This is a genomic window from Dyadobacter sp. Leaf189 (genome assembly GCF_001424405.1).
Lineage (GTDB): Bacteria > Bacteroidota > Bacteroidia > Cytophagales > Spirosomataceae > Dyadobacter.
In genome coordinates this window covers 974,825-1,000,653 of record NZ_LMPS01000001.1, presented here as the reverse complement: position 1 = coordinate 1,000,653, position 25,829 = coordinate 974,825, and the positions used below count along the sequence as shown (strand labels likewise).

16 protein-coding genes are annotated in these 25,829 nt (G+C 46.5%); 8 read left to right on the top strand and 8 right to left on the bottom strand.

Annotated elements, in window-relative coordinates:
• The first annotated feature begins 16 nt into the window (after window positions 1-16).
• The 3 genes from ASG33_RS04255 (at window position 17) to ASG33_RS04245 (ending at window position 5,106) form a co-directional block, all read left to right on the top strand.
• Window positions 17-3,451 carry a HEAT repeat domain-containing protein gene (locus ASG33_RS04255; protein ID WP_056280742.1) on the top strand — a complete coding sequence of 1,145 codons (3,435 nt, stop codon included), beginning with the start codon at window positions 17-19 and terminating at the stop codon, window positions 3,449-3,451.
• Between the two features lie 279 nt (window positions 3,452-3,730).
• Complete coding sequence (locus tag ASG33_RS04250) at window positions 3,731-4,774, top strand: hypothetical protein (protein ID WP_056280741.1); 1,044 nt, start codon at window positions 3,731-3,733, stop codon at window positions 4,772-4,774.
• On the top strand, window positions 4,771-5,106 hold the full coding sequence (locus tag ASG33_RS04245) for a DUF6984 family protein (RefSeq protein ID WP_056280739.1): 336 nt from the start codon (window positions 4,771-4,773) through the stop codon (window positions 5,104-5,106). Before ASG33_RS04250 ends, ASG33_RS04245 begins: the two co-directional genes overlap by 4 nt.
• A gap of 3 nt (window positions 5,107-5,109) precedes the next feature.
• Here ASG33_RS04245 and ASG33_RS04240 read toward each other — a convergent pair whose 3' ends face one another.
• Together ASG33_RS04240 and arfB are read right to left on the bottom strand one after the other, a co-directional pair.
• Entirely contained in the window at window positions 5,110-6,351 is a 1,242-nt protein-coding gene (locus ASG33_RS04240) for an MFS transporter (protein WP_056280737.1), read from the bottom strand.
• Between the two features lie 22 nt (window positions 6,352-6,373).
• A complete protein-coding gene (gene arfB, locus ASG33_RS04235) occupies window positions 6,374-6,781 on the bottom strand; it encodes an alternative ribosome rescue aminoacyl-tRNA hydrolase ArfB (RefSeq protein ID WP_056280735.1) in 408 nt (135 codons plus the stop codon).
• A gap of 304 nt (window positions 6,782-7,085) precedes the next feature.
• Between arfB and ASG33_RS04230 the strand changes: the two genes are divergently transcribed.
• On the top strand, window positions 7,086-8,426 hold the full coding sequence (locus ASG33_RS04230) for a DUF6600 domain-containing protein (RefSeq protein ID WP_056280734.1): 1,341 nt from the start codon (window positions 7,086-7,088) through the stop codon (window positions 8,424-8,426).
• A 110-nt stretch (window positions 8,427-8,536) separates the two neighbouring features.
• Window positions 8,537-9,556, top strand: coding sequence for a GntR family transcriptional regulator (locus ASG33_RS04225; protein WP_056280732.1), 1,020 nt, complete (start codon window positions 8,537-8,539; stop codon window positions 9,554-9,556).
• 151 nt (window positions 9,557-9,707) lie between these two features.
• Here the strand turns inward: ASG33_RS04225 and ASG33_RS04220 are convergent, their stop codons facing one another.
• From ASG33_RS04220 to ASG33_RS04195, 6 genes are all read right to left on the bottom strand, one after another.
• Window positions 9,708-10,991, bottom strand: coding sequence for a TIM barrel protein (locus ASG33_RS04220; protein ID WP_056280730.1), 1,284 nt, complete (start codon window positions 10,989-10,991; stop codon window positions 9,708-9,710).
• Between the two features lie 66 nt (window positions 10,992-11,057).
• Window positions 11,058-13,181 (bottom strand): bifunctional rhamnulose-1-phosphate aldolase/short-chain dehydrogenase, encoded by a 2,124-nt coding sequence (locus tag ASG33_RS04215; RefSeq protein WP_056280728.1) that lies wholly within the window; start codon window positions 13,179-13,181, stop codon window positions 11,058-11,060.
• Between the two features lie 238 nt (window positions 13,182-13,419).
• Window positions 13,420-15,270, bottom strand: coding sequence for a T9SS type A sorting domain-containing protein (locus ASG33_RS04210; protein ID WP_056280726.1), 1,851 nt, complete (start codon window positions 15,268-15,270; stop codon window positions 13,420-13,422).
• 79 nt (window positions 15,271-15,349) lie between these two features.
• Window positions 15,350-17,452, bottom strand: coding sequence for a prolyl oligopeptidase family protein (locus tag ASG33_RS04205; protein WP_056280724.1), 2,103 nt, complete (start codon window positions 17,450-17,452; stop codon window positions 15,350-15,352).
• A gap of 12 nt (window positions 17,453-17,464) precedes the next feature.
• A complete protein-coding gene (locus ASG33_RS04200) occupies window positions 17,465-19,351 on the bottom strand; it encodes a CocE/NonD family hydrolase (RefSeq protein WP_056280722.1) in 1,887 nt (628 codons plus the stop codon).
• A gap of 11 nt (window positions 19,352-19,362) precedes the next feature.
• On the bottom strand, window positions 19,363-20,280 hold the full coding sequence (locus tag ASG33_RS04195) for a hypothetical protein (RefSeq protein ID WP_056280720.1): 918 nt from the start codon (window positions 20,278-20,280) through the stop codon (window positions 19,363-19,365).
• Between the two features lie 92 nt (window positions 20,281-20,372).
• On the opposite strand from ASG33_RS04195, the gene aspS reads away from it, so the two are divergent.
• The 3 genes from aspS (at window position 20,373) to ASG33_RS04180 (ending at window position 25,709) form a co-directional block, all read left to right on the top strand.
• On the top strand, window positions 20,373-22,130 hold the full coding sequence (gene aspS, locus ASG33_RS04190) for an aspartate--tRNA ligase (RefSeq protein ID WP_056280717.1): 1,758 nt from the start codon (window positions 20,373-20,375) through the stop codon (window positions 22,128-22,130).
• Window positions 22,131-22,263: 133 nt separating this feature from the next.
• Complete coding sequence (locus ASG33_RS04185; RefSeq protein ID WP_056280715.1) at window positions 22,264-24,657, top strand: SLBB domain-containing protein; 2,394 nt, start codon at window positions 22,264-22,266, stop codon at window positions 24,655-24,657.
• Complete coding sequence (locus ASG33_RS04180) at window positions 24,657-25,709, top strand: Wzz/FepE/Etk N-terminal domain-containing protein (protein WP_056280712.1); 1,053 nt, start codon at window positions 24,657-24,659, stop codon at window positions 25,707-25,709. Before ASG33_RS04185 ends, ASG33_RS04180 begins: the two co-directional genes overlap by 1 nt.
• Window positions 25,710-25,829 lie beyond the last annotated feature (120 nt).

The following is a 25,829-nucleotide window of genomic DNA, read 5'->3' as shown; positions in this document are numbered from 1 at the left end:
TTAATGAACCAGCTCAATGATCTCTAAAATCAAACTAAAAAAACCTTTACTACTCCTGGCCGGGACTACTGTTGTGGTGGTTTCGTGTATGAAAATGTCGCCTTCCGGATCTTTCGGTAAAACTACCAAGACCAACAGCACGGCAGTGATTGTGAAAGAAGATGCGGCCACAGGAAAGGCTAGGGCCAAAGAAATTCGTGAAAAAACCTCGGTTAAGCTCGCAGACGGACTCAAACTGGATCTCTGGGCTTCCGATTCCCTCGCTCCCGACCCGGTTGCGATTGCAGTTGACGATTGGGGTGCAGTATACCTCAACCGTACCAACCGCCAGAAGAACTCAGAATTCGATATCCGCGGTCACCAGAACTGGATGACCGCTTCCATTGGGTTGCAAACTGTAGAAGAGCGCCGCGCGTTTTTACGCAGTACTTTTGCACCCGAAAAAAGCAAGGAAAATAGCTGGCTGAAAGATTTGAATGGCGACGGATCTCACGACTGGAAAGATCTTGCAGTTGAAAAAGACGAGGTCTGGAAAATTCAGGATACCGACAATGATGGTATTGCCGACAAATCGACGCGCATTCTTGACGACTTTTTTGAAGAAGTGTCAGACGTTGCAGGCGGTGTGCTGATCCGCGCCAAAGATGCATTCGTTGCCATCGCGCCTGATCTTTGGAGATTAAGGGATACAAACGGCGACGGTGTCCTCGATGAAAAGACTTCAATCAGTCACGGATACGGGGTACATATCGGTTTCGGTGGTCACGGTATGTCCAACCCGATTGAGGGGCCAGACGGAAAAATCTACTGGAACATTGGTGATATTGGTGCCAACATTACGACCAAAGAAGGTGTAAAACACGAGCATCCGAACTCGGGTATCATTGCACGTTCCAATCCGGATGGAAGTGACTTTGAAGTTTTTGCACACGGTTTGAGAAATACGCATGAATTCGTATTCGACGAATATGGTAACCTGATCAGCTCGGACAACGACGGTGACCACCCGGGCGAAAGCGAGCGTTTGGTGCACGTAGTGGAAGGATCTGATGCAGGTTGGCGCTCCAACTGGCAGTACGGAAAGTATACCGATCCGAAAAACAACAGCTATAAAGTGTGGATGGACGAACAACTCTTCAAACCACGCTGGGAAGGTCAGGCGGCTTACATTATCCCTCCTATCCAGAATTTCCACAATGGACCAACAGGAATGCAATACAACCCGGGAACTGCGCTCGGCTCTGAATGGAAGAACAAGTTTTTCCTTGTAGAATTCGTAGGTAACCCGGCCCGCTCGCCGATCTGGGCTTTCGGGCTCAAACCAAAAGGCGCATCTTTCGTGCTGAATGGAGAGAAAAATATTTTGTCGGGTATTCTTCCAACCGGCATCCGTTTCGGTCCTGATGGCGCCTTGTACGTAGCCGACTGGATCAATGGATGGGATACCAAAAACTACGGGCGCGTTTGGAAACTGGATGTAACAGAAGAAAAGAACGACCTGAAAGCACTTCGCGCAGAGACCAAGAAATTCATGCAGCTTGATTATGCACAGCAAAATGACGATATGTTATTGAAGCTGTTATCAAATCAGGATATGCGGATCAGGCAGAAGTCGCAGTTCGAGCTGGCTTCACGCGGCGCGAAAGGCGCGGCGGTTTTGAACAAAGCAATTGCACAAAAAGAAAATCAGTTCGGTCGCATTCACGGGATTTGGGGAATGGGGCAATTGGCAAGAGAGGATATATCTTACGCCAATGTATTGATGACATTACTGAAAGATTCTGACGAAGAGGTTACCGTACAGGCAGCCAAAGTACTGGGCGATGCACGCATTGCGGAAGCCGGCCCGATGCTGGTACCAATGCTGTCGAGTAAAAACCCGCGTGTACAGTTTTATGCTGCGCAGGCGATCGGAAGGATCAAGTACAAAGACGGAGTTGCGCCGCTGATCAGCATGATCAAGGCTAACAATGATGAAGATGTGTACCTGCGCCACGCTGCTGTGCTTGCATTATCGCGCATTGGAGAAGCCCAGCCGATCCTTGCATTGGCCAACAATCCTGAAAAATCGGTGCGTACTGCTGCGGTACTGGTACTTCGCAGGATGAAAAATGATGGTATCAGTATTTTCCTGCAGGATAAGGATGAGTACATCGTAGCAGAGGCAGCGCGTGCGATCAATGATGATCTTTCTATCCCGGGTGCATTGCAGGCGCTTGCAGGTACTTTAAACGAGAAAAGATTTAAGTCTGAGCCGCTACTTCGCCGCGCAATCAATGCGGCGTTAAGAGTGGGCGGAGAGGCTCAACTGAACGATCTGATCGCATTTACGAAAAGAAAAGATGTTGACAAGGAAATAAGGGCAGAAGCGCTGGCAACATTGGGTAGCTGGGCAAGTCCGTCAGTAATGGACCGTGTGGATGGACGTTACCGGGGCGTTATCACCCGAGATCCAGCTGCTATTAAAGCCAAAGTACAGCCGATCATTGCTGACCTTTTGGAGGAAAGCGACCCGACTATATTAATTGCTACTTCGCAGATCCTGACAAACCTGAACATTTCTGACAGCAATGAAAGTTTGGTAAAAATCCTGAATGAGAATAAGGATTCAAAGGTGCGCGCGGCAATGCTGGTTGCATTGAATAAGCTGAATTATACAGGAATGGACGCGGTAATGAAAAAAGGAATGTCAGATGCTGACGCCGATGTTCGTACTGCTGCATTGGGAATGGTAGGAAGTGTGAATATGTCAAAGGAAACATTGACTGACATTTCAAACCAGATCTTTGAAAAAGGCAGCTTGAGAGAGCAACAGCAGATGCTGAAAGTACTGGGCAGCCTGCCAGTCGCTAAAACCGAAACAATCCTGAATGATCTGATCGGCAGAATGGAAGCCAAGAAACTTCCGCCAAGTCTCGCGCTTGATCTTGGAGAGGCCATTGACTCAACAAAATCGACCGCATTGATTTCGAAACTGGCTCCAATGCGTTCCAAAGGTGCTACCGTTGCCGATTACCAGGATGCACTATTTGGCGGAAATGCGCAGCTGGGCCGTCGGTACTTCCTGACAAGCTCAGCCGCAGAATGCGTGCGCTGTCACTCGATAGGCGGACAAGGTGGCGAAGTTGGGCCATCTCTTTCGAACATCGGAAACGTACTTTCACGCGAGCAGATATTGCAGGCGTTGATCGAGCCGAGCGCGCGTTTATCACCAGGTTACGGAATGGTAATCCTGACTTTGAAGGACGGCACAACAGCTGCAGGCGTACTGGCGCAGGAAAATGAGCATGAACTGGTACTAAAAACTTCCGAAGCCGAGCCGCTCAAAATTGCCACGGCGCGTATCGCAAAAAGGGAGAATGTACCTTCAAGCATGCCGCCAATGGGAACAATTATGTCAAAAAGGGAAATCCGAGATGTAGTTGAATTTTTGTCGGGATTGAAGAGATAAAAGAGATTGAAAAAAGCAAAAGAGGCTGTCAGGTTATCCTTGGCAGCCTTTTTTGCTTTTTACTTATGAGTGCTTGAAAAACATTCGTCCAATGGGGCTGAACTTTCGACGGGTTTGATCAAAACTTCGACGAATTCAGTGGATTTCAACCAATTGTGCTATTGATTGCAAGTGCGGCTTGGCAGAAATTTATCATTTTTGCTAAATAGGTATTACAATAGTGATGCTTCTGACAGTTCATCGGCACAGACTTTGTAAAATGATGCACTAAAAACCGGAATGGAATTAGATAAAAAAGAAGCCGAAACTGTTAACAAAGCCATTCTTTTCTGGGAGGAAAGTAACCAGATATCCAGGGAACAGGCAGAACAGCTGCGGGGAAGTTACCAGCTGCGCAATTCGAATGTGGATGCAATCGCCATTTACGCATTGATCTCAGCCATTTCGTGTGGCCTGCTGGCTTTCGGCGCATTGGTTATCGATGAAAAGTGGCTGGAAATGCTGCGACAGAAATGGGGTATTTCCGAGAATATTTTCGGGATAGGCTTTTCTCTCCTGACTGCATTGTTTGTTTTTCTTGCCAAAAGAAGACAAATCCGCTTTCCACAGGCACGCGCAAGCAACGAAGCCTACAATATTACGATCATCCTCACAGTCGCCATTGCTGTCACCTACTGGACGCGCAGTTTCGCCGATGCGCAAAGCAACTACGCACTGCCATTGCTGATTGCGGCGGTTGTTTATGGCGGCATAGCTGTTCTATTACGCTCAACCCTGCTCTGGACGGTGATGATTATTTCACTTGCCGGCTGGTGGGGCGCGCAAACCCATTACTGGTCAAAGGGCAGTTTCCGGTTTTTGGGAATGAATTATCCGCTGCGGATGACAGTTTTCGGACTGGCTGTCTGGGGTTCTTCCTTCCTTTTGAAGCGCTCCGGCTCAATGAAGTTTTTACAGGAAGTCACTTATAGCATCGGCCTTTTTCTCTTCCTACTCGCGGCCTGGACACTTTCTATATTCGGGAACTATGACGATTGGGAGGGTTGGAAATTGCTGAAACAAGGCCATTTCTGGTATTGGGCAGCTGCATTTACATTGATGCTCGCCGGAATGCTCTATTATGCATTTCAAAAAGGTTTGTATGTCCTCCGCGACTTGTGCCTGATCTTCTTTCTGCTAAACATTTACACCCGGTATTTTGAGTACTTCTGGGACCGTACCAACAAAGGCATTTTCTTTGCAATACTTGCACTTTCATTCTGGTTTGTAGGAAGAAAGGCTGAACAGTGGCGCAATAAAACCATTTCTACCCCCACTAAATGAGACAGATCCGTCAAAACGAAAAAGACCTTATTACATTTTTGCTTACACACATCAACCTCAACCCTGACGATTTTCCGGTCGATGAAAATGTAGATGAATACGAAGGCGGCGTAATGGGAAGTATCAGTCTGGGCGGCAATGTGGATGCATATGCCGGAGATCTGATACAGGTCGAATACGTGGACCAGGATGGAACTCCGGTTGTAATTACGCTCACAAAAGATGAGAACAACAGGTTACTCGACCTGGATTTCTGGAAAACTGATTTTACAAAACTGCTTGTATATCCCACCCCGGACAAGCTGATTTTCGGCACTCCGGCAGTGAAGTAAGGGTTACAGCTCCTCATAGTCAAGCTCTTTGCCGTAGGTTTCCTCCATTTTCCAAAGCGACAATAAAGCCAGGGTAAAACAAATGCCGCCTACAATCGCTCCGGAATGCAATACACCGGAGGAAGGCTTCAGCAATTGGAACAGGGGCAATGTAATCAGTACCGTAGCGCGCACATTGTTCGCTACCGAGGTAGTGGCAGTAGCCCGGAGATTGGTGCCAAATTGCTCCGCAGTCGTGGTCAGGAACATCGCAATGTACCCGATTGAAAATCCAAGCCAGACGTAGCAGATATACAATACTTCTGCCGACCTGATACCCCCGTAAAGCAGCCACCCTACCCCGGCCAAAGTCATTGTGATCATAACCAGAATAGCTGTGCGCCGTGATTTCAACCACTGACTCAGAATACCGCTGAAAAAGTCGCCGGTGACTACACCAATGTAAGTATACAGCACGCAGGTCCCCGCCTGCACTTCACCTGGTATTCCAAGTGCCTTAGCGAATTCGTTACCAAAGGTGGAGTAAATACCGATTACCATGTACGTTGGCAGCCCGATCCCCATGCAGCGAAGGTACCTTATCAGCCGCGACCAGCTTATGAACAACGTCCACCAGGGTACCCGCCTGGCTCCCCGCTTTTCCAGACTTTTACTAAAAACCGAGGATTCAAGCACATTGAAACGCATAACCAACAGGATCAACCCCATTCCGCCACCTATAAAGTACGCCGTGCGCCAGTCCGTAAGCTTAACGGCAAAGAAAGCCGCAATTGCTCCGGCAAGTCCGACGCTCGCTACCACCGAGGCTCCGTATCCCCTGAGCTCCCGCGGCAGGATTTCGGCTATCAATGTGATACCCGCACCCAGCTCACCAGCCAGGCCAAGTCCTGCGATGAAACGTAACAAGGAGTAAATCTCTACGTTACTGGTAAAACCGCAGGCAATGTTTGCGAGCGAGTAGGTCAGTATTGAGCCAAACAGCACTGATCGCCGCCCCAGCTTATCGCCCAGAACTCCCCACATGAAGCCACCGATCAGCAATCCCGCCTGCTGCCAGTTATAAATATTGGCACCGATCCGGGAGATTTCTTCTTCGCTCAGGCCCAAATCTTTGAGACTTGGAACACGCACGATATTGAACAGCAGCAGGTCGTAAACATCCACGAAATAGCCGAGTGAGGCTACAATCACGGGCAATGTAAGAACAGCGCTTATTTTGGGCTGAACAGTTGTAACGGAGTGCATTATCGGTATGTGTTGAGCAGTCTTAATCTTCAAAAGTTTTCTTCCGCAGCGATTTTACGATCGCATTGCGCTGCTTGTCTTTCAACCTTTCCAGCCTGGAAGCGTTGGTGGGCCGGGTAGGTTTCCGGCTTTTTTTAACTGTAAATGCCTGTTTGATCAGCTGATCAAACTTGGCGATTACTTTGTCCTTGTTGGCCAGCTGCGAGCGCTCGGTCTGGTGGTATAATACCAGGACTTTGTCATTCGTTAACTTGGAGGCAAGTTTTTCGATGAGCATTTGCTTCTGTTCGTCAGTAAGTACCGTCGAATGCAGGATATCAAATCTCAGTTCCACCTTTGTTTCTACTTTATTAACATTTTGTCCTCCGGCGCCACCGCTGCGGGCTGTCTGGAAGGTCAATTCATTGTGAAGTGTGTCCGGATTTATCATTATCAGGAGGAGAAATATTGTTAACGCTTGTTAATGTTTTTTGGCTAAATAGGGCTATCTGCTTGTTCAATTGTCAGATTACCTGTCTGGCTAACAGATTCATTTCATTAAAAATGCTACTAATAAGCTGTGGAAGAAGAATTTACATTAAGTACCTTCCCTAGGGTTGCAAAAATTGACATTAAAATGCTGAAAGCAACCTTGAAGCCTGTTCGGTAGTCTGTCAAATAGCATTAAACCGGCAGCAAAAATTGATGTCCAAGAAACGATTTTTAAAAACAGAAAACAATTTAAACATACAGCCATGAGCACCACGCGCATACTTCGGATTCTCGGCCTGTGCATTTTCATGTTAGGCGGTGTTACGGTGTCCAATAAAACCCAGGCTCAACCCGGGGTAAGCATTTCTTTTCAAACATTTTACGAAGAATTGTCACCCTACGGAAGGTGGGTGCGCAATCCGCAGTTCGGCTCCATTTGGGTGCCTGACGTACCAAGAGGTTTTCAACCCTACTCCACCAACGGATATTGGGAAGTTACCGAATATGGTAACACATGGGTGTCCGACTACGACTGGGGCTGGGCACCGTTCCACTATGGCCGGTGGTCTTTCGACGATTACGTGGGCTGGTTTTGGGTACCTGATTACGAATGGGGGCCTGCCTGGGTAAACTGGCGTTCGGGTGGAGGCTATTATGGTTGGGCGCCGCTGGGTCCCGGGGTGAATATCAATGTGTCGGTAAACATTCCTTCCTTCTGGTGGGTGTTTGTACCACAACGTTATGTCACTTACCGCAACTGGTACAACTACTGCCCGCCGCGCCGGAGAGTCACAAACGTTTACAATCAAACTGTGATTATCAACAATTATTATCGCAGCAACAACCGCACTTATGTGTATGGGCCGCGCCGGGATGAGATTGAGCGTGTGACGCGAAGAAGCGTACCTGTGCGTACAATTGATGCAACACCGAGTGGCCGCGGCAGGGTGATTGTAGCCGGGAACAGCAGAGGTGATAACCGGTACGATTCACGTGGTGACGACCGGGGTGCAAGATACGAACCGAACCGCCGCGGATCTGTCATTGATGCCAACCGCAATGGAAGGGGCGATAATGATAACAGCAGCAGGGATCGTGGGAATAACGATTTTGACAGAAATGACCGCATCAGCAGCGGTCGGGTCAACGAAAATGCTGATCGTCGTGATGAACGCATTAATAATGCAAGGATCAGCGACAATTCGGATCGCGGTGACCGTAGCCCTGTTGATCGTAGTCCCGGCGACCGTATCAACAATGCGCCGCGTAATCCGGTGGAAGCTCCTGATAATATGAGAAGAGGCCGGACCAGGGAAGCTGAGCCGTCATTTCCTTCTGACAACCGCAGCAATAACCGGTACGAAGCGCCCCGTCAGCCTGATCGCAGCAGCAGGGAGGTTAATCCAGGATTCGGTTCTGAAAGAAGTGCCAGACCAAGCCGCTCAAATGATGCGCCGGTCAATCCGGGCCGCGGATCTTATGAAGCGCCGCAGCGTTCGAGCCGCCAGGAAAGAAGTGCTCCCGAGCCCAGAAATAATGGTCGTTCTTCCCAGGAAAGTGCACCGCGGGGTGCCTCTGAAAGAAGCGGAAGAGGGCCAAGATAAGTGGTGTTAGTGTATTTGAAAACCCGTCAGAATCATAGATTTTGGCGGGTTTTTTCTATTGGATGCAGGATAAAATCGTTACTTTTAGCCTATTCTAAACCCACTTTTTAATGGAAATACAATTTGACATTGAATTCAAAGAAAGTGCCCCCAAGTACATCCAGATCATCAAGTCGCTCTTGCAGGCAATCAGCAAAGGAAAGCTGAAAAGAGGCGACAAAATCCCTTCCATTAACCAGCTCAGCGAGGAATACCTGCTCTCGCGGGATACTGTTGAAAAAGCTTACAAACACCTGATCAAAGACGGGGTACTGATCTCGGTTCGCGGAAAAGGATATTTCATCAATCGCGTTGACATTGAAACATCAGTCCGGATTTTACTGGTATTCAACAAGATTAGCAACTACAAAAAGCAGGTCTATAATGCATTTGTTGAAAATCTGGGAAAGAACGTAAATGTGGATCTGCATATCCACCATTCCAATGCAAACATTTTCCGGAACCTGATCAAGAACAGCTTGGGAGAGTACGACTATTACGTGATCATGCCGCATTTCTACGAAAAAGCAGAAGATGCCATTGAAACACTTAAAATGATCCCGCCGGAGAAGCTGATATTACTTGACAGGGATTTGGAACTAAACAGCAAAAAGCATTCGTCTGTATACCAGAACTTTGAGAAAGATATTGTACTGGCGCTGAATGAAGCGGTAGACTTGCTCAAAGTCTATAAAAAGCTGGTACTGATCTTCCCAACCCTGATCCGCTATCCGAAAGAAATCATCAAAGGATTCCGGATTTTTTGTATCCAGCATGAATTCCAGCATGAGATCATGTACGATTTTCATGAGGATAACAAGGCTGTGAAAGATACTGCGTATGTGGTAATAGAAGAAAATGACCTGGTTAACCTGATCAAGAAATCGCGCGAGCAGCAGTTGACAGTCGGAAAAGACATCGGGATCATCTCTTACAATGAAACCCCATTGAAAGAAATTCTCCTGGACGGTATCACCACCATTTCAACTGATCATGAGCAAATGGGAAGAACTGCCGCCGAGCTGATTAATGAGAATAAAAGAGCGGTGATTAAAAATCCGTTTACGTTGATTAAGAGAAAGTCGCTTTGAGGTCCCTTCGACTGCGCTCAGGGTGACAAAGCAGAAGACTTGTCACCCTGAGCGCAGTCGAAGGGCAGGCACAAAAGCTATTCGAAGGGCATGCACTTCGACCGCCCGGCGGCCCGGTCCGCTCAGGGTGACAAAAAACTCAGCTGAAAACTTACAACCCCGTCGCTACGGTCAGTTTACCTCTTTCGTTCATTAATTCATTTCTTACATTCAAATTCCTGAACAAACCGATCGGATCGAGGGCGCCGCCGTTCTGACGCATTGATTCGCGGACCAGTGGCCTTACGTCCGTTCTGAATGCGTTTTGCAGGATCTGCTGGGCGAGTACAACGTCGTTTTCCATTCTTGCCTGTTCCAGCTTGCTGCGGTCAACCAGCAACGCCTGTGCTTGCGCGATCAGGATCGCTTCTACCGATTGCAGCAGGTCTTCAAGTGGATCTTTCACATTGTGGCTCGCGTCGATCATCCAGGCATACGTATCCGCAGCACGGTTAGCGCGCTGCATTCCTGCCACGAGTTCTACGAAAATCAGGAACAATTGATATGGGCGAATGCTGCCCACAGTCAGATCGTCATCGCCGTACTTGGAATCGTTGAAATGGAAACCTGCCAGGCGACCCTCCATCATCAGCGTAGCAACGATCTGTTCGATATTTGCATTCGGCAGATGGTGCCCCAGATCGACCAGTACATCGGCTTTTGGGCCCAGTTTCTGGCAGAAAAGAAGCGAGCTGCCCCAGTCCTGGATTACGGTTGAATAAAAATTAGGCTCGTAAGCTTTGTATTCCACATATACCTTCCAGTCGTCGGGCAATGCAGTGTATATTTCCTGCAAAGATTCAAGTGTATTCTGGAAAGATTGCACAAAGTTGGATTGTCCAGGAAAGGTAGACCCGTCAGAAAGCCAGATCGACAGCGCTTTTGAACCTAATTCTTTGCCATACCTAATTACTTCAATGTTGTGTTCAACAGCTTGTTTCCGCACTTTCGGGTCTACATGCGAGAGCGAACCGAACTTATAGGAAAGCTCCTGGTTTTTCTGATCCTGAAATGTATTGGAATTGACAGCGTCAAATTTGAGGTTAACGGAAGAAGCCAGGTCCATTATGGATTGTGCTCTTTCAGGTATATCCCAGGGAATGTGCAGCGAAATGGATCCACTTGAACGGTTTAATGTATGCAGCAAGCCCACATCCTCTATTTTCTCCTCCAAAGAACGCGGCTCTCCAACACCTGAAAAGCGGCCGAAACGCGTTCCCCCGGTGCCCAAAGCCCAGCTTGGTATAGCTACCTGAAAATCGGATAATGCCTTTACTACTTCGCCTGCATTAATCCCTTCCTCAGCGAGTATGTTTTTTGTGTACGCCAGCTGATTATCGTGCTTTGCAAGCAAGCTGTCGTTGTGCTCGTCGATCTGATATTGTTCAATTCTCATGGATAAGCGCTTTTATATGGAACAAAAAAACCGGGGCTTCTCGGCCCCGGCGCATTTCACTCAATTTTATCTCAGGAATGCAGCAGGTACCCCACCGTCCACATTGATCACATTTCCGGTGCTTTTGCTAAGCAATCCGCTCACGAAAATGTACACACCATTAGCAATGTCCTCGGTGTGGATCTCTGCATTCAAAACAGTTCTCTTGGCATAATATGCCGGAAGTTCTTCCACTTTGATACCGTAAGCCTTCGCACGACCAGCTGCCCAGCCGCTTTCCCAGATCTTGCTTCCTGCAATTACCGCATCAGGGTTAACTACATTCACTCGGATCTTGTCCGGGCCCAGCTCAGCTGCCAGCAGGCGCGACATATGTTGCTGAGCCGCTTTGGCGGTTCCATAAGCCACATTATTTGGACCGGAAACAATCCCGTTCTTACTTGCAATGTTGACAATATCTCCTCCCAACCCTTGCTGACGCATAATTGCAACTGATTCCTGCGAAACCAGAAACTGGCCTTTCACCAAAACATCCTGCAGGATATCGTAATCTTTGATAGTAGTCTCGGCAAGTGGTTTTGAAATAGAAAGTCCTGCGCAGTTTACCACGATATCGACCCCGCCGTATTTCAACTTGGTCGCGTGCAATGCAGCTTTGATCTGCTCTTCATCAAGCACGTTGGCGATGGTAGTATCAGAGAAGTCTTTACCGAATTTCGCGTCAAACTCTGCTTTGGTTTCTGCCAATGCGTTTTCATCGATATCTGAAATCACAACGCAGGCTCCTTCCTGCAACAGTTTTTGTGCAATCGCTTTTCCAATACCGCCTGATCCCCCGGTAACAAACGCCACTTTGCGCGACACCGATTTCTCTTTTGGCATACGCTGCAGTTTCGCCTCTTCCAGCAACCAGTATTCAATGTCAAAAGCCTCTTGCTCAGGAAGTGAAACGTAAGAAGAAATCGCCTCAGCGCCTTTCATTACATTTATTGCATTGATATAAAACTCAGCGGCAACGCGGGCAGTTTGTTTGTCTTTGGCAAAAGAAAACATTCCTACACCTGGCAGTAAAATAATCACCGGGTTCGGGTCACGTACTGCCGGACTGTTATCGTGCTTGCAGCGATCGTAATAAGCCTGGTAATCGGCACGGTAAGCTTCAAATTGCGGACGGATGTGATCAAGTATCTCCTGATCTGCGGCCGCCAGCTTTTCCAATGGAAGATCCAGTACCAACGGGCGGATTTTCGTCCGAAGGAAGTGGTCGGGACAGCTGGTACCAAGTGGCGCCAGTTTATCAAGATCATTGCTGGCGATATATTCCAGCACACGCTCATCGTCGGTAAAGTGGCCGATCATCGCCTGCTTTTCAGAAGCCAGTCCGCGAAGATAAGGGGCTAGTTTACCTGCAATCTCCGTACGGCGCTCCTGTGGTTCGCTCTGGAGTTTCTGTCCTCCGAAAACCGGGCGGCTTTTGCCATAGTTCTCATTCAGGTATTCAGAAGCTCTTTCGATCGTATCTAATGTATTGATGTAAGATTCGTAAGCAGTATCTCCCCAGGTAAACAAACCATGTCCGCCCAGAACGATGCCGCGTATACCCGGATTTTCAGCCAGTGCCTGCTCCAGCTTCAATCCAAGATCGAAGCCCGGACGCTGCCAGGGTACCCACGCCAGTTCGCCATTGAAAAGCTCTTTTGTAATCGCCTCGCCCTCTTTTGAAGCAGCGATCGCGATCAATGCATCGGGGTGAAGATGGTCAATGTGTTTGAATGGAAGAAGGCCGTGCAGCGGCGTATCGATGGAAGGCGCTTTTGATTTAAGATCATAGATACAATGGTTAAAAAGCTCCACCATCTCGTCTTCGAATTCAAGACCTCTGTATATATTTTTAAGACTATGCAACCTGTCGACATACAGACCAGCCAGCCCGCTTCTTGTCAATGTACCTATATCGCCACCTGAGCCTTTGATCCACATTACCTCTACCGGATTGCCTGTAAGAGGATCTTTTTCAATGGTTTTACAGCTTGTGTTACCACCAGCATAATTGGTTAGCCGGAGGTCTGCTCCCAACAGGTTGGAACGGTACAGAAGAAGCGCCACCTGGTCATCGCCGAGCGAAGCTGCTTTTTCATCATCCCACAAATAGCTTACATACCGATACTGGCTCACTTTAGAACTGCTCATATATTTTATGTTAATTATTTTGTCGATTTGAGGTGAATAGCACTTTCCAGAAAGGTTTTGACCGGACGGTTCTTACTCTGGAAAGGTGCACAAGATTAGAAAACTTAGCTATGCACACCGTCCTGTTGTATCCTGCATGTAGAAATAAATTGAGATTTAATGGGAGATTAAGAAGTTAATAAAAATGGCCTGCCCCTTTGATGAAGCAGACCATTTTGAGGGACAATATCCTTAGTAGTTATTTCGAAATCGCCATATTTTTTGTTCTGTCACCTATTTTCAAGGTGTAAACACCAACAGGCAGGCCGCTGATATTTACAGGCTTTGAAATCCCTGTTTGTTGCTTTAAAACAAGTTCACCACGCATGTTAAAGATAGAAAGTTCTTCATGTTTTGACAGCCCTGAAACTGTAATATAGTCGCGTGCCGGGTTGGGATAGACGCTTAATTCCGGCTCGTTTTTAACCATTATTATTTTAGAATAATCGCTCCTGCCGTCATAGTCCAGTTGTTTCAGGCGGTAGTAAGTAATACGGAATGGATTGAGGTCGGTATAATGATAACTTCTGTCTTCCCTGCTATCTCCTCCCCCGTCTATGAAGCCCACACTTTCAAATGTGCGGCTATCCGAGCTTTTTTCAATTTCGAATCCTTTGTTTCCAGTTTCGGAAGCAGTTTTCCAGGATATTACATTGCTGGCTTTTTCCTGCTTTCCCTTAAAATAAATGAGCGTGACCGGGAGGGAGCTTTCTACGTTTTCGCTGATCAGCGTTAATCCTGTCGCAACAGAATTTGTAACCTCGACGTGGTAATTTCCCGTTTCCGCAGGCGTGAATGTACTGTCTCCGACTTTGGTTTCTACCAGGCTGCCAAAGTTGTACCATTTGTAAGTATTCTTGGACAGTGTTCCTCCTGCATTTACAGACAATATTCCATTCCTCTTCGTTACGGGTATCTTCTTTTGATTTGAATAATAAGCGAATCTGGTTTCGTTGCTTTCTATACCGTCAAAGGTAAAATCATTAACGCTTACAACTATTTTACGAAAGCCCACTGCCGAAAGATCTGGTATTGGGCCAGTAAGATGATTGTTAATCAAACTCAACGAAGAAACTTTTGTCAACTGATTGAAGGATGAAGGTATTGTACCTGTGTGTCCATTGCCTGATAAAGTCAATTGTTCGAGATTTACTAAGTTCCCGATACTCGACGGAATAGCTCCGGAGTTGAGCAATAAGGTTAGGTTTAAGGTTCTCAAATTGATCAGATTCCCAATCTCATCTGGAATCACGCTTCCTCCGGGAAGATCAATAATCTGAAGGGATGTAAGATTTGACAGATTGCCGATACCAGGAGGTATTGTACCAATATCAGCAGCCCCATTCAAAAACACCGAAGTCAGACTGGTAATTTGTCCAATTTCATTGGGAATAGCGCTTTGAAAGTGCGTACCGGACACACTTAATGAAGTAAGTTTGGGAAGTCTGCATATTCCAATCGGAAAGTCTCCCAAATTAGCTTTATAGCTGTTGACATATTCATTATCTATTACCAAAGTTTCCAGGTTTGACAGGTCGCCTATCTCATCAGGAATTGGCCAGGTAGCGGAAAATGATAGTGATTTTAAGTTAGGGAGGTCGAAAATAATATCCGAGTTAACCTGGTCAAAAAAGTTTTTCCGCAGATCAAGTGTTTCTAAATTGACCAGATTTGCAAACTCTGCCGGCAACGTTCCGTACAGAGATGGACGTTGACCTTCCAAAACGCCACCTCCTGGTATAATAAGTGACTTCAATGCGGTAAGATTTCCTATTTCTTTTGGAATCGTGCCCGAAAGATCCTCAGCTGCTAAAGTCAAACTTACAACCCGGTTGTTCTCACATTCCACGCCATACCAACCGCAGGGGCTGTCTCCCGGATTACCTGGAACTTGCCACACAGGATAATCAGACGGTCGCTGCTGAAAGAACCACCGTTCACCATCAGCTGCATTGAAAAATGCAACGAGTGCAAGCCTGTCCTGTTCTAATGTTTGTGAGTAGGTACTAAAAGAAGATAATAGCAGAATGAACGATAAAAGTTTTTTCATAATGGCATGATAGAGTAAGAGTAGTCCCTCAATGGGAATATCATGACACTAAATAACAACCAGTTACATTTCTACTCCTCTACTTCCAGACCAGCCCCATGTTCGCGAACATAAATGCATAGATATCCGCTTGTGTTTCCAGCGCTTTTTTGGTGTTGCTGGCGCCGTGGCCGGAGTTGGTGTCAATGCGGATCAACAACGGATTTGCTGATGAAGCGCCAGCTTTTGCCTGCAACTCGGCGGCGTACTTGAATGAATGCGCGGGCACTACCCTGTCATCGTGGTCGGCGGTAGTGATCATTGTTGCAGGATATTTTCCGCCTTCTTTGATATTGTGTAAAGGTGAGTATGCATAAAGTGCTTTGAACTCGTCTGCATTATCGCTGCTGCCATAATCCGCGATCCAGTTCCAGCCAATCGTAAACTTGTGAAACCGCAGCATATCCATTACTCCCACTGCCGGAAATGCTACTTTGAACAGCTCAGGCCGCTGGTTCATTACCGCCCCTACAAGCAAGCCTCCGTTAGAACCACCCTGAATGGCCAGTTTTTCCGGTGAGGTATATTTTTCTTTGATCAGGTACTCCGCCGCAGCAATGAAATCGTCAAAAACATTCTGCTTTTTGAGCTTCATTCCTTGTTCGTGCCACTTTTCACCATACTCACTTCCGCCACGCAAATTGGCTTGTACATAAACGCCGCCCTGGTTCAGGAAAGGAATGCGAGTGGGACTGAATGAAGGGGGTAAACTTACATTGAAGCCACCGTACCCGTAAAGAATGGTCGGGTTACTACCATCCAGCTTCAATCCTTTTTTGTAGGTAATAAATGCGGGGATCTTCGTGCCGTCTTTGCTGGGATAAAATACCTGTTTTGTTTCATACTCCGCTGGTTTGAATGCAACTTCCGGCTCGCGGAATACCTCGCTCTTTTTAGAGGCAATATCGTATCTGAAAATGGTCGGCGGGTAATTGAATGAGGTAAATGTGTAAAAAACAAAGCTATCGCCCCGCTCGCCGCCGAATCCGCTTGCAGATCCAAGAGAAGGCAGTGCCACCTCATTTTCCAGCTTACCGGAAAGATCATATACGTAAGCTCTTGTAGTCACATCTTTGGAGTAAGTTGCGAAAAGCTTTCCTCCCGCTGTTCCTGCGCCCTGCAAAGGTTCGGGTTTTTCCGGCAAAATGGCTTTCCACTTTCCAGTCTTTGTTTCAAATAACATTACCTTGCTATTAGGCGCATCTTCATTGGTTTCAATTAAAAAGTCAGCACCTATATTATCGATTACGCCATAGCTGAAATCTGTAATTTCTTCCTTGATTGGTGTGAATTTGGTCTCTCCTTTTTTCAAGACCCAAACCCCATTCCCATCTTTTCCCTTACCCCGATCGCTGATACTGAGAATCGCATATTGCTCATCTTCGGTGGTACCTACTGTATGGAAACGCTGCGGGTTTTTACTGTCTTTGTAAACCAGCCTGTCTGCACTTTGTGGCGTGCCCACAGTATGAAAATATACCTGGTGATTTTCATTCTTGGAAGCCAATGCACTTCCATCCGGTTTTGGATATCTGCTATAATAAAACCCATTCCCCTGCCAGGCTGCACCGGACACCTTCACCCATTCCACCTTGTCAGACAACATGGAAAGCGTTTTCATGTCCATTACGCCATATTCCTGCCAGTCGGAGCCTCCTTTTGATAAACCTACCACTGCATGCCCGCCATCTTTCGACAAGCTGAATGCAGCAAGCCTGGTAGTACCGTCTGTTGAAAGCTTGTTCGGATCAATTACCACTTCTGGCGTTCCATTCAAGCCTTTCTGACGATACAAAACAGCCTGATTTTGCAGACCATCATTTTTGTAGAAATAGAAGTACTCTCCTTTCTTTGAAGGGGCCGAATACTTTGGATAATTGTATGCTTTTTCAAGATCTGCGAAAATCTTCGCCTTAAATGGGATCTTGTTCAAATACCCGAAAGTAACCTCATTCTGCGCCTTCACCCAAGCCGCAGTTTCATCAGAGCGGTCGTCTTCCAGCCAGCGATAAGGGTCTGCAACTTTGGTCCCGTGGTACTCGTCGGTATGTTCTATTTTTTTGGTCTGCGGATATGTAATTTCCTGCGCGGACAGGCTCAGGCTTGCAGCAGTAAGACTCATTGCCATTAATTTAAATTTCATGAATGTGGAGTGTTATTTGATTATATCAACTTCCAGTGCGCTCGCCGCGTCTGCCTGGTGGTAGACAGTCTGCGTGGCAGTTGTAAAATCAGTATCAGCAGCTTTGTAAATATTCTCGACATACTTCTGGGGATTCCTGTCGAAAAGGGGGAATGCAGTACTTTGAACCTGCACCATGATCTTGTGCCCTTTTTTGAAAGTATGAAGTACATCCTGTAATCGGAACTTAATGTCGGTAACCTGACCGGCAACCAGCGGCTCAGGCTTTTGAAAGCTGTTCCGGAATCTTGCCCGCATGATTTCGCTCCTTACCATTTGCTGGTAGCCTGCCAATACCGTTTTATTATCTTTCAGGTATTCATGATTTTGCTCATTCCCCGGATAAACGTCAATCAGCTTCACGAAGAAATCAGCATCGGTGCCGCTGGAACTGATTTTTAACAATGCAGTAATCTCTCCTCCCAAAGTAATGTCCTGATCCAGCACATCGGTTTCAAAAACAAGCACATCAGGCCGGGCTGCTGCGAAACGCTGGTCTTCGGACATATACTCAAACGGCGTAAAGCCTGACATTTGCTTATAATTTGAAGTATATGGGACCGGCTTCAAAGGATCGCTTACATAGGCTGTCTCTGACTTACTTTCGTCAGGTGCATTAAAGCTGAGTTTACCTTTTGCCTGAAAATACAGCTTCCGTTTTTCAGCATTGGCAACCGGCCATTTATCGTAGGTTTTCCATTCTTTCTTTCCTGTATCAAAAAGATATGCTTCCGGTAAACCTGTTTTGCCATCACCTGCTTCTTTCAGAAAGTGTTTAAAGAATTTGGCCTCAATGTTATTTTGGTAAAAAGTGGCGATACTATCCCCGAAGTAGATATCATTATGCATCGTGTGGCCAGCTTCTGCACTCCACCGCCCATGCCCGAATGGACCCACCACCAAGGTATTGTAAGCCGAAGGATTGTTCTTCTCAATGGTTTTGTAGGTATTCAGCGGTCCATACAGATCCTCCGCATCAAACCAGCCGCCTACGGTCATAAATGCGTGTTTCAACCCCTTCAAATGCGGGAGTATGTCCCTTTTCTGCCAGAATTCATCATAGTTGGGATGATCCATTGTTTCCTGCCAGTACCAGTTTTTGGAATAATACTTATCAAAATTTTTCAGCGACCCCATTTTCAGGTTGAAAATATAACCGTCGGGCTCAGGGCTGATCATTTCACTTGCAAACCAGGAAGCGGTAGTAGGCTTTGGCGGCTTTATGCCAAACACAGGGAACGTGAGGTAATAACCCTGCGTAAACACGCCATTGTGATGGAAATCGTCAAAGAAAAAATCCGCAATCGGAGCTTGCGGCGACGATGCTTTCAAAGCAGGGTGCCCGGACAACGCGCTGGCGGTAGTGTAAAACCCGGGATAGGAAATACCCCATTGCCCTACCCTTCCATTGTTGTTCGGAATGTTTTTGAGCAACCAGTCGATGGTATCGTAAGTGTCCGAGGATTCATCTACGTCCGATTTCTTCTTTTTTTGCTCGATATGGGGCGTCATATTGGTCCATTCTCCCTGACTCATATATCTTCCCCGCACATCCTGATACACGAAAATAAACTTGTCACGCATTAAAGCCGGACTTGGACCCAGTTTTGCAGGAAACTTGTCGGCACCATACGGAGCTACGCTGTAACAGGTCCGCTGCATCAAAAAGGGATATTTCTTATCCGGAGATGCATCCTTCGGTGTATAAACGATGGTATGCAGCTTTATCCCGTCACGAACCGGAATGTCATATTCCGTTTTGGTGTAATTCTCCCTGATCCATGTTTCATTTGACGAAGGCTGCGCGTGAGCAGCAACAAAAACGAAAAGAAAAACCGCGGTTAGTAGCGCTCTGAACATATTGGCCCTGATTATAGTCTTTTATAAAAGTTAAGGGATACGGAAGTTGCAGTTGATTTTTCAGAAATCGTATAAAATCCTGCACGCGTTGCTTCAAAGCAAACGCCTTCTCCCTGCGGTTCCAGCTCAATTCTTAATTGTTTCGCAGCCGCCTGTTTAAGAACCTGTCCTACACCCTCGCCTTCCATTCGCTTCCAGTAATGAACCGCCAGGTAAGTGCGAACCAGAATTTCACTTCCGTCTTTGGAAATGCTCGCGCCTGTGGCGGTAGAAATGCCAGGAATAGTACCCACATTTTCAGCAATGATCACATCACTGGTAGATTGCGGATAAGGCAGTCTGTAAATACCGGTATTTTCCATGTCTTTCGAGATAATGAAAATATCCCTGGTCACCGGGTCTACAATCATCGATTCCGAATTGCGTGGACCACCGGGGTAACTAAAAGAAATCTTTTCAACCGAAGACTGATTGAATGCACCATTCAGATCTGCAATTTCCGGGATACGGTAAATGACGCTGACCGGCGCAGCAGGTGTATTATTATTGCCAATATCACCGATATACAGGTAATTAACTCCTGCATTGGGGCCAGGACCGGAAGCGATGTCTTCCCAATCACGGTTAGTGGTGCCTGGTACATTATATTCTTTAATCGATTTCCCGTCTTTGCTGATCAGATAAAGTGAATTGGGCGCGCCGGAATCCTGGTTTGTCCACAAGTACCCTGGCATGTTCAGACTGGGCGCCAGTCCGGAACCCTCGTCAATTATACCCGGTTCGATCGGAAATTTTTCAGCTTTTGTTTCAAACTGATCGGAAGTGCCTAATGGAGGCTCTGGCTCAGGATTACAGGAAAAAGCCAGCCCGAGAGCTAGTGATGCAAATACAATTGAGAGCTGGTTACCCGGCCGGGTGAATACATTCATGAAAAACGTTGCATGTTAGATTTGCTAAAAATACGTAGTTTTGCGGCATTTATTATCAGGGACTTTCTTTATATCAGTATCAAAATAGTTATATGTTACGTTCACATACCTGTGGGGAATTAAGCTTAGAACATGTTAATCAAGAGGTTGTATTGTGCGGGTGGGTTCAGCGGGTTCGCGACAAGGGGGGAATGATTTGGCTTGATCTTCGCGATCGGTACGGCATTACCCAGCTGCTTTTTGAAGAAGGAAAGACACCGGCCAATGTGCTGGAAATCGCCCGCTCGCTTGGTCGCGAGTTTGTGATTTCGGCAAAAGGAGCCGTGATTGAGCGTTTGTCTAAAAATGACAAGATAGCGACAGGCGACATTGAGATCCGCGTTTCGGAACTAAGTATCCTCAATCCCGCTAAGTTACCACCCTTCCTGATTGAAGATGAAACGGATGGTGGCGACGATATCAGGATGAAATACCGGTATCTCGACCTGAGAAGAAATAATGTCCGTAAAAACCTGCAACTGCGTCATCAGGTTGCCCGGTATACCAGAACATATCTTGATAATCTGAATTTTATTGAAGTTGAAACCCCGGTTCTGATCAAGTCTACACCCGAAGGCGCGCGCGATTTCGTAGTACCGAGCAGAATGAACCCGGGTGAGTTCTATGCATTACCCCAATCCCCTCAGACTTTTAAACAACTCCTGATGGTAGCCGGTTTTGACCGTTACTATCAGATCGTTAAATGTTTCCGTGACGAAGATTTGCGTGCAGACCGTCAGCCTGAATTTACGCAGATCGACTGCGAAATGTCGTTTGTAACCCAGGAAGATGTACTGAACACCTTCGAGGGTATGATCCGGAACCTGTTTTTGAATGTAAAAGGCATCGAGCTGCCGGAAGTCCCAAGAATGACCTATGCAGACGCAATGCGTTTATATGGTTCCGACAAGCCGGACATTCGTTTTGACATGCAATTCACGGAGCTTAAAGGCGAGAATCAGGACCTTACTTCGGGAAAAGGATTCGGCGTTTTTGATGATGCAGGATTAGTTGTAGGGATTTGTGCGCCGGGCTGTGCTGAGTACACGCGCAAGCAGATGGACGAACTTACAGACTGGATCAAGCGCCCGCAAATTGGTGCGAAAGGTTTGATTTATGTGCGATATAATACCGATGGATCAATCAAGTCTTCCGTTGACAAATTTTACACCGAAGAAGACCTTAAAAAATGGATAGTTGCATTCAATGCAAAACCGGGCGACTTACTGTTGATAGTATCCGGACAAGGAGACAAAGCAAGGAAGCAGCTGAATGAATTGCGCCTTGAAATGGGAAGCCGCCTTGGACTGAGAAATCCGGATGAATACCGGGTGCTTTGGGTACTGGATTTCCCGTTGCTGGAATTCGGTGAAACTGAAAATCGCTGGTTTGCAATGCACCATCCTTTCACGAGTCCGAAGCCCGAGGATATTGATCTTCTGGATAAAAATCTGGGGCTTGTGAGAGCAAATGCATACGATATGGTTATTAATGGCGTTGAGGTTGGCGGAGGATCTGTGAGGATATTCGAGAAAGAACTGCAACAGAAAATGTTCGGTATACTCGGGTTTTCGCCGGAGGAAGCTCAGGAACAATTTGGCTTCCTGATGAATGCATTCGAGTTCGGAGCACCACCACACGCAGGTATCGCATTCGGATTCGACAGACTTTGCTCCATATTTGGCGGTGCCGACTCGATCAGGGACTTTATCGCATTCCCGAAAAACAATTCAGGCCGCGATGTAATGATCGATTCACCGTCAGTTATTGCCGATAGCCAATTGAAAGAATTATCAATAAAAGTTGAATAGTCCTATCCGGTTAACTGTAGTGACTCTTAAATCATTATTAGTTAAGATTTTGTAGTTTTACCACAACTTAGGATTTTCCAAATCACGCCGGTACAATGGAGCGCACCAGTACCGGCCGAAATAACAACACTGCATGCATTATCAATCCGTTCTAGCGAAATACTTAAGGCGTATTCTGCCTGTATTTCTGATTTTAATCAATCTTCAAGTTTTTGCACAAAACACCGCTCCGCAGACACCAACTACGCAACCCACGGTTGATCCCGCACAAGTAGGCAACCAGCAGGCTGTCGACTTTTACAATCAGGCAAAAGGTGCCGGGATGTCCGACATGGACATTGAAAGAGCTGCGCTTCAGAGAGGTTATTCACTCGATGATATTTCGACCATTCGCCGCAGGCTGCAGCAGAATTCGAAAGACAACACCAGAAATGACCCTAACCGCGATGAGATTGATGAGACACGCGAGCAGGACGATCAGGACGAGCTCGATGACGAGACGAACAATGAGAGGGACTCGACGGCCGCAGGAAAAGCAAGACAAAGAAGATTGAACAGAACTTTCGGATCCGCATTCTTTGGGCGCTCAGCTGCAACTTTCGAACCTAATCTACGCATCGCTACCCCGAAAAACTATATTCTTGGACCTGACGACGAGCTGATCGTTGACATTTACGGAAATGCCGTTGACAATTTCAGGATGAAGGTCAGCCCGGAAGGAACTGTAAAAATGCTGAACCTCGCACCAGTGCAGGTAAGCGGGCTTACCATTGAACAGGCAAATGAAAGGATTGTTAACCGGCTTAGGCAGGCATATTCTACACTAAACAGGCCTGGTTCCGGCACTTACTCGAGCATCACGTTAGGCAACGTACGCAGCATTAAAGTGATGATTATCGGAGAAGCTGTCAGACCTGGCAGCTACACTGTTTCTTCTCTTGCTACTGCATTCAATGCATTATACGTTTCCGGCGGACCTAACCGAAACGGATCTTACAGGAATATCGAAATTATCAGGGACAATAAGGTACTCCGCAAAATAGACCTTTACCGGTTTTTAATGGACGGAGATCTTCGGGATAATATCGCATTAAGGGATCAGGACATCATACTTATCCGTCCTTACGATACACGGGTGGAGCTTGCAGGGCAATTAAAGAAAACAGGTGTTTTTGAAGCAAAGCCAGGTGAAACGCTGAATGATCTGCTTAGATATGCAGGCGGCTTTTCCCCGGAAGCATTTACTCAGCTAATTCAGTATCAACGTAATACAGGCAATAACTTCATTATCGGTACGATTGATTCGACGCAAATCAGTTCTTTCATTCCTAAGAACGGCGACATCTTTACTATCAAAAAGATCCTCGACGTAATTGCCAATCAGGTTGAAGTCCGTGGCGCGGTAACCCGCCCAGGCTTTTATCCGCTTGACGAACGTACCAAAACAGTGAAGGAACTGATCAACATTGCGCAGGGAATAGGTCAGAGAGCATTTTTAAACCGCGCATTGCTGGAACGCGCAAGTGGAGATACGCAGACAGGTCTTGTCGCCATTGATCTTCGCAAACTGCTGAATAATGAAATTCCTGACATTCAGCTTTTGCCGGGCGATATATTGACGATCAAGTCGGTGGAAGACCTAAAAGAATTCACTTACCTGTCAATAGACGGATCAATTATCAACCCTGGTGCCTACTATTATTACAAAGACATTACGATAGCTGACCTTATCTTTCAGGCTGGTGGCTTTACCGAAGGCGGGGTCCCTTACCGCATTGAAGTTTCACGGCGGGTTAAGAATGATACGATCGGATTACCCGAGTCGCAGAATGTCCGGATTTTCACATTGAATGTAGCGGACAACCTCGTACTGAATGAGGAAGATCAAAAATTCAAACTCCTCCCCTATGATATCGTGCTGGTGCGTAAATCACCAAGGTACGAGAGCCAAAAAATCGTGACAGTTGCCGGAGAAGTAACTTATCCTGGTACTTACACGATCCTGAACAACTTTGAACGTATTTCAGACTTATTCCCAAAAGTAGGCGGAATGAAAAAGGAGGCTTACATTGAAGGAGCACGCTTTTACCGGAACCGGGAGCTCGTTGCCCTCGATTTGAAGGCTATTGTTGAGAAGCCAAATATCCCAGCCAATCTTCTGCTGATGGACGGAGACACGCTTTACATTCCTAAGAAGTCTGAAATGGTCCGGATTCAGGGAGGAGTTTATAATCCTTCTGTCGTGAACTTTGACCGGAACTTCAACTTCAAAGAATACATCTCACAGGCAGGCGGCTACACGGAGAGAGCGCGTAAAAACAGAACGTACGTTTCGTATCCTAACGGCCGGACGCACAGGACAAACAAATTCCTGTTTTTCAGATCTTATCCCCGCGTCGAACCAGGTTCTGTGATTACAATCCCAATGAAAGAGCCAAGGAACGAGCAACCAATGTCCCGCGGAGAACGCTTAGCCCTTATTTCATTATTCACCACCCTCGCGGTTGCATTGATACGTATTTTATAATGATGGTGGAGAACAAGACTTTGACGAAGAGGGAAACGCTTGAAGTAAGTGTAGCGGATCTGCTGGATTTTATTAGAAGGTATTTTTTAGTGTTGGTAATTGTACCCATATGTTTTGCAGTAATCGGTATACTTTACAGTTTTTTGTTGCCAAAACTCTTTACGGCACAAACTATACTTCTTCCGGAATACGGTATGTCGGGGAAGAATTCCTTTTTCAGTATGGCCGTAACTGCTGAACGAGGCGGTGCTGAAAAACTGGTTCCTGAACTTTATCCGAACATTTTGAAAAGTACGCCATTTGGTCAGTACCTATTAAAACAACCGGTTATAGACGAATCAGGGAAAAAGTATGCTGACCTGCGTCAATATTTCGCTCGTGACACAACGCAGAACTGGTTAGCCAGCATCAAAGGGCTATTCAAATCAAAGCCGGGACCGCCCAAGGCACAAACACCATTGCCAAAATCCAATATTATTTCCCTTACCAGCGACGAACAAGCCAAAATTTCGGCTGCAATCGGATTGGTAAGCATTAATGTGGATGATAAAAACGGGATTATCACTATTGAATGTGAAATGCCTGACCCTGTTGTAGCTGCAATGATCGTTGAAAGTGCAAAGGAGTATCTTATTCAATATGTCGAAGATTACCGAACATCAAAAACGAGTGACCAGGCTTTATTCCTTGATGACAGAGTAAAGGAAGCTAAAGCAAGACAAGACAGAGCAGAGTACGCCTTGCAGAGTTATCGGGACAGAAACAGAAACGCATTCCTCAACGTAGCCCGTATCGAAGAACAGCGTCTGCAGGCGGAATATGTGCTTGCTCAATCAATCTATTCTGACCTTGTCGTCAAGCTTGAACAATCCAAAATTAAGGTTAAGGAGGAAAAGCCGGTATTCAAGATTTTAGAACCTGCGAAGGTTCCGATTAACAAAAGCAGCCCTAAAAGGCTTATTATTGGCTTGGTGTTTGCAATTGCAGGAGCAATCCTTACGCTGATCTACATTGTATTTTTCAAAGAAAAATACCACTTGCGACTTCTTTAACGCAAACCCTAAGTTCCAGCTATTTACATTGTCCTATTAATCTGCCTAGTAAAGGCTTCGTTGCTTGCCTTCACGCAACTACTTCCTTCACCAGTCTGATTTTCCCTCTGATGAATTATT

Bases quoted from the DNA above. Each gene is read 5' to 3' on its own strand.
- ASG33_RS04220 (WP_056280730.1), bottom strand. From the start codon at position 10,991: ATGAGAATTGAACAATATCAGATCGACGAGCACAACGACAGCTTGCTT.
- ASG33_RS04185 (WP_056280715.1), top strand. From the start codon at position 22,264: ATGCATTATCAATCCGTTCTAGCGAAATACTTAAGGCGTATTCTGCCT.
- ASG33_RS04215 (WP_056280728.1), bottom strand. From the start codon at position 13,181: ATGAGCAGTTCTAAAGTGAGCCAGTATCGGTATGTAAGCTATTTGTGG.
- ASG33_RS04205 (WP_056280724.1), bottom strand. From the start codon at position 17,452: ATGAAATTTAAATTAATGGCAATGAGTCTTACTGCTGCAAGCCTGAGC.
- ASG33_RS04245 (WP_056280739.1), top strand. From the start codon at position 4,771: ATGAGACAGATCCGTCAAAACGAAAAAGACCTTATTACATTTTTGCTT.
- ASG33_RS04255 (WP_056280742.1), top strand. From the start codon at position 17: ATGATCTCTAAAATCAAACTAAAAAAACCTTTACTACTCCTGGCCGGG.
- ASG33_RS04180 (WP_056280712.1), top strand. From the start codon at position 24,657: ATGATGGTGGAGAACAAGACTTTGACGAAGAGGGAAACGCTTGAAGTA.
- arfB (WP_056280735.1), bottom strand. From the start codon at position 6,781: ATGATAAATCCGGACACACTTCACAATGAATTGACCTTCCAGACAGCC.
- ASG33_RS04225 (WP_056280732.1), top strand. From the start codon at position 8,537: ATGGAAATACAATTTGACATTGAATTCAAAGAAAGTGCCCCCAAGTAC.
- ASG33_RS04240 (WP_056280737.1), bottom strand. From the start codon at position 6,351: ATGCACTCCGTTACAACTGTTCAGCCCAAAATAAGCGCTGTTCTTACA.
- ASG33_RS04230 (WP_056280734.1), top strand. From the start codon at position 7,086: ATGAGCACCACGCGCATACTTCGGATTCTCGGCCTGTGCATTTTCATG.
- ASG33_RS04210 (WP_056280726.1), bottom strand. From the start codon at position 15,270: ATGAAAAAACTTTTATCGTTCATTCTGCTATTATCTTCTTTTAGTACC.
- aspS (WP_056280717.1), top strand. From the start codon at position 20,373: ATGTTACGTTCACATACCTGTGGGGAATTAAGCTTAGAACATGTTAAT.
- ASG33_RS04250 (WP_056280741.1), top strand. From the start codon at position 3,731: ATGGAATTAGATAAAAAAGAAGCCGAAACTGTTAACAAAGCCATTCTT.
- ASG33_RS04200 (WP_056280722.1), bottom strand. From the start codon at position 19,351: ATGTTCAGAGCGCTACTAACCGCGGTTTTTCTTTTCGTTTTTGTTGCT.
- ASG33_RS04195 (WP_056280720.1), bottom strand. From the start codon at position 20,280: ATGAATGTATTCACCCGGCCGGGTAACCAGCTCTCAATTGTATTTGCA.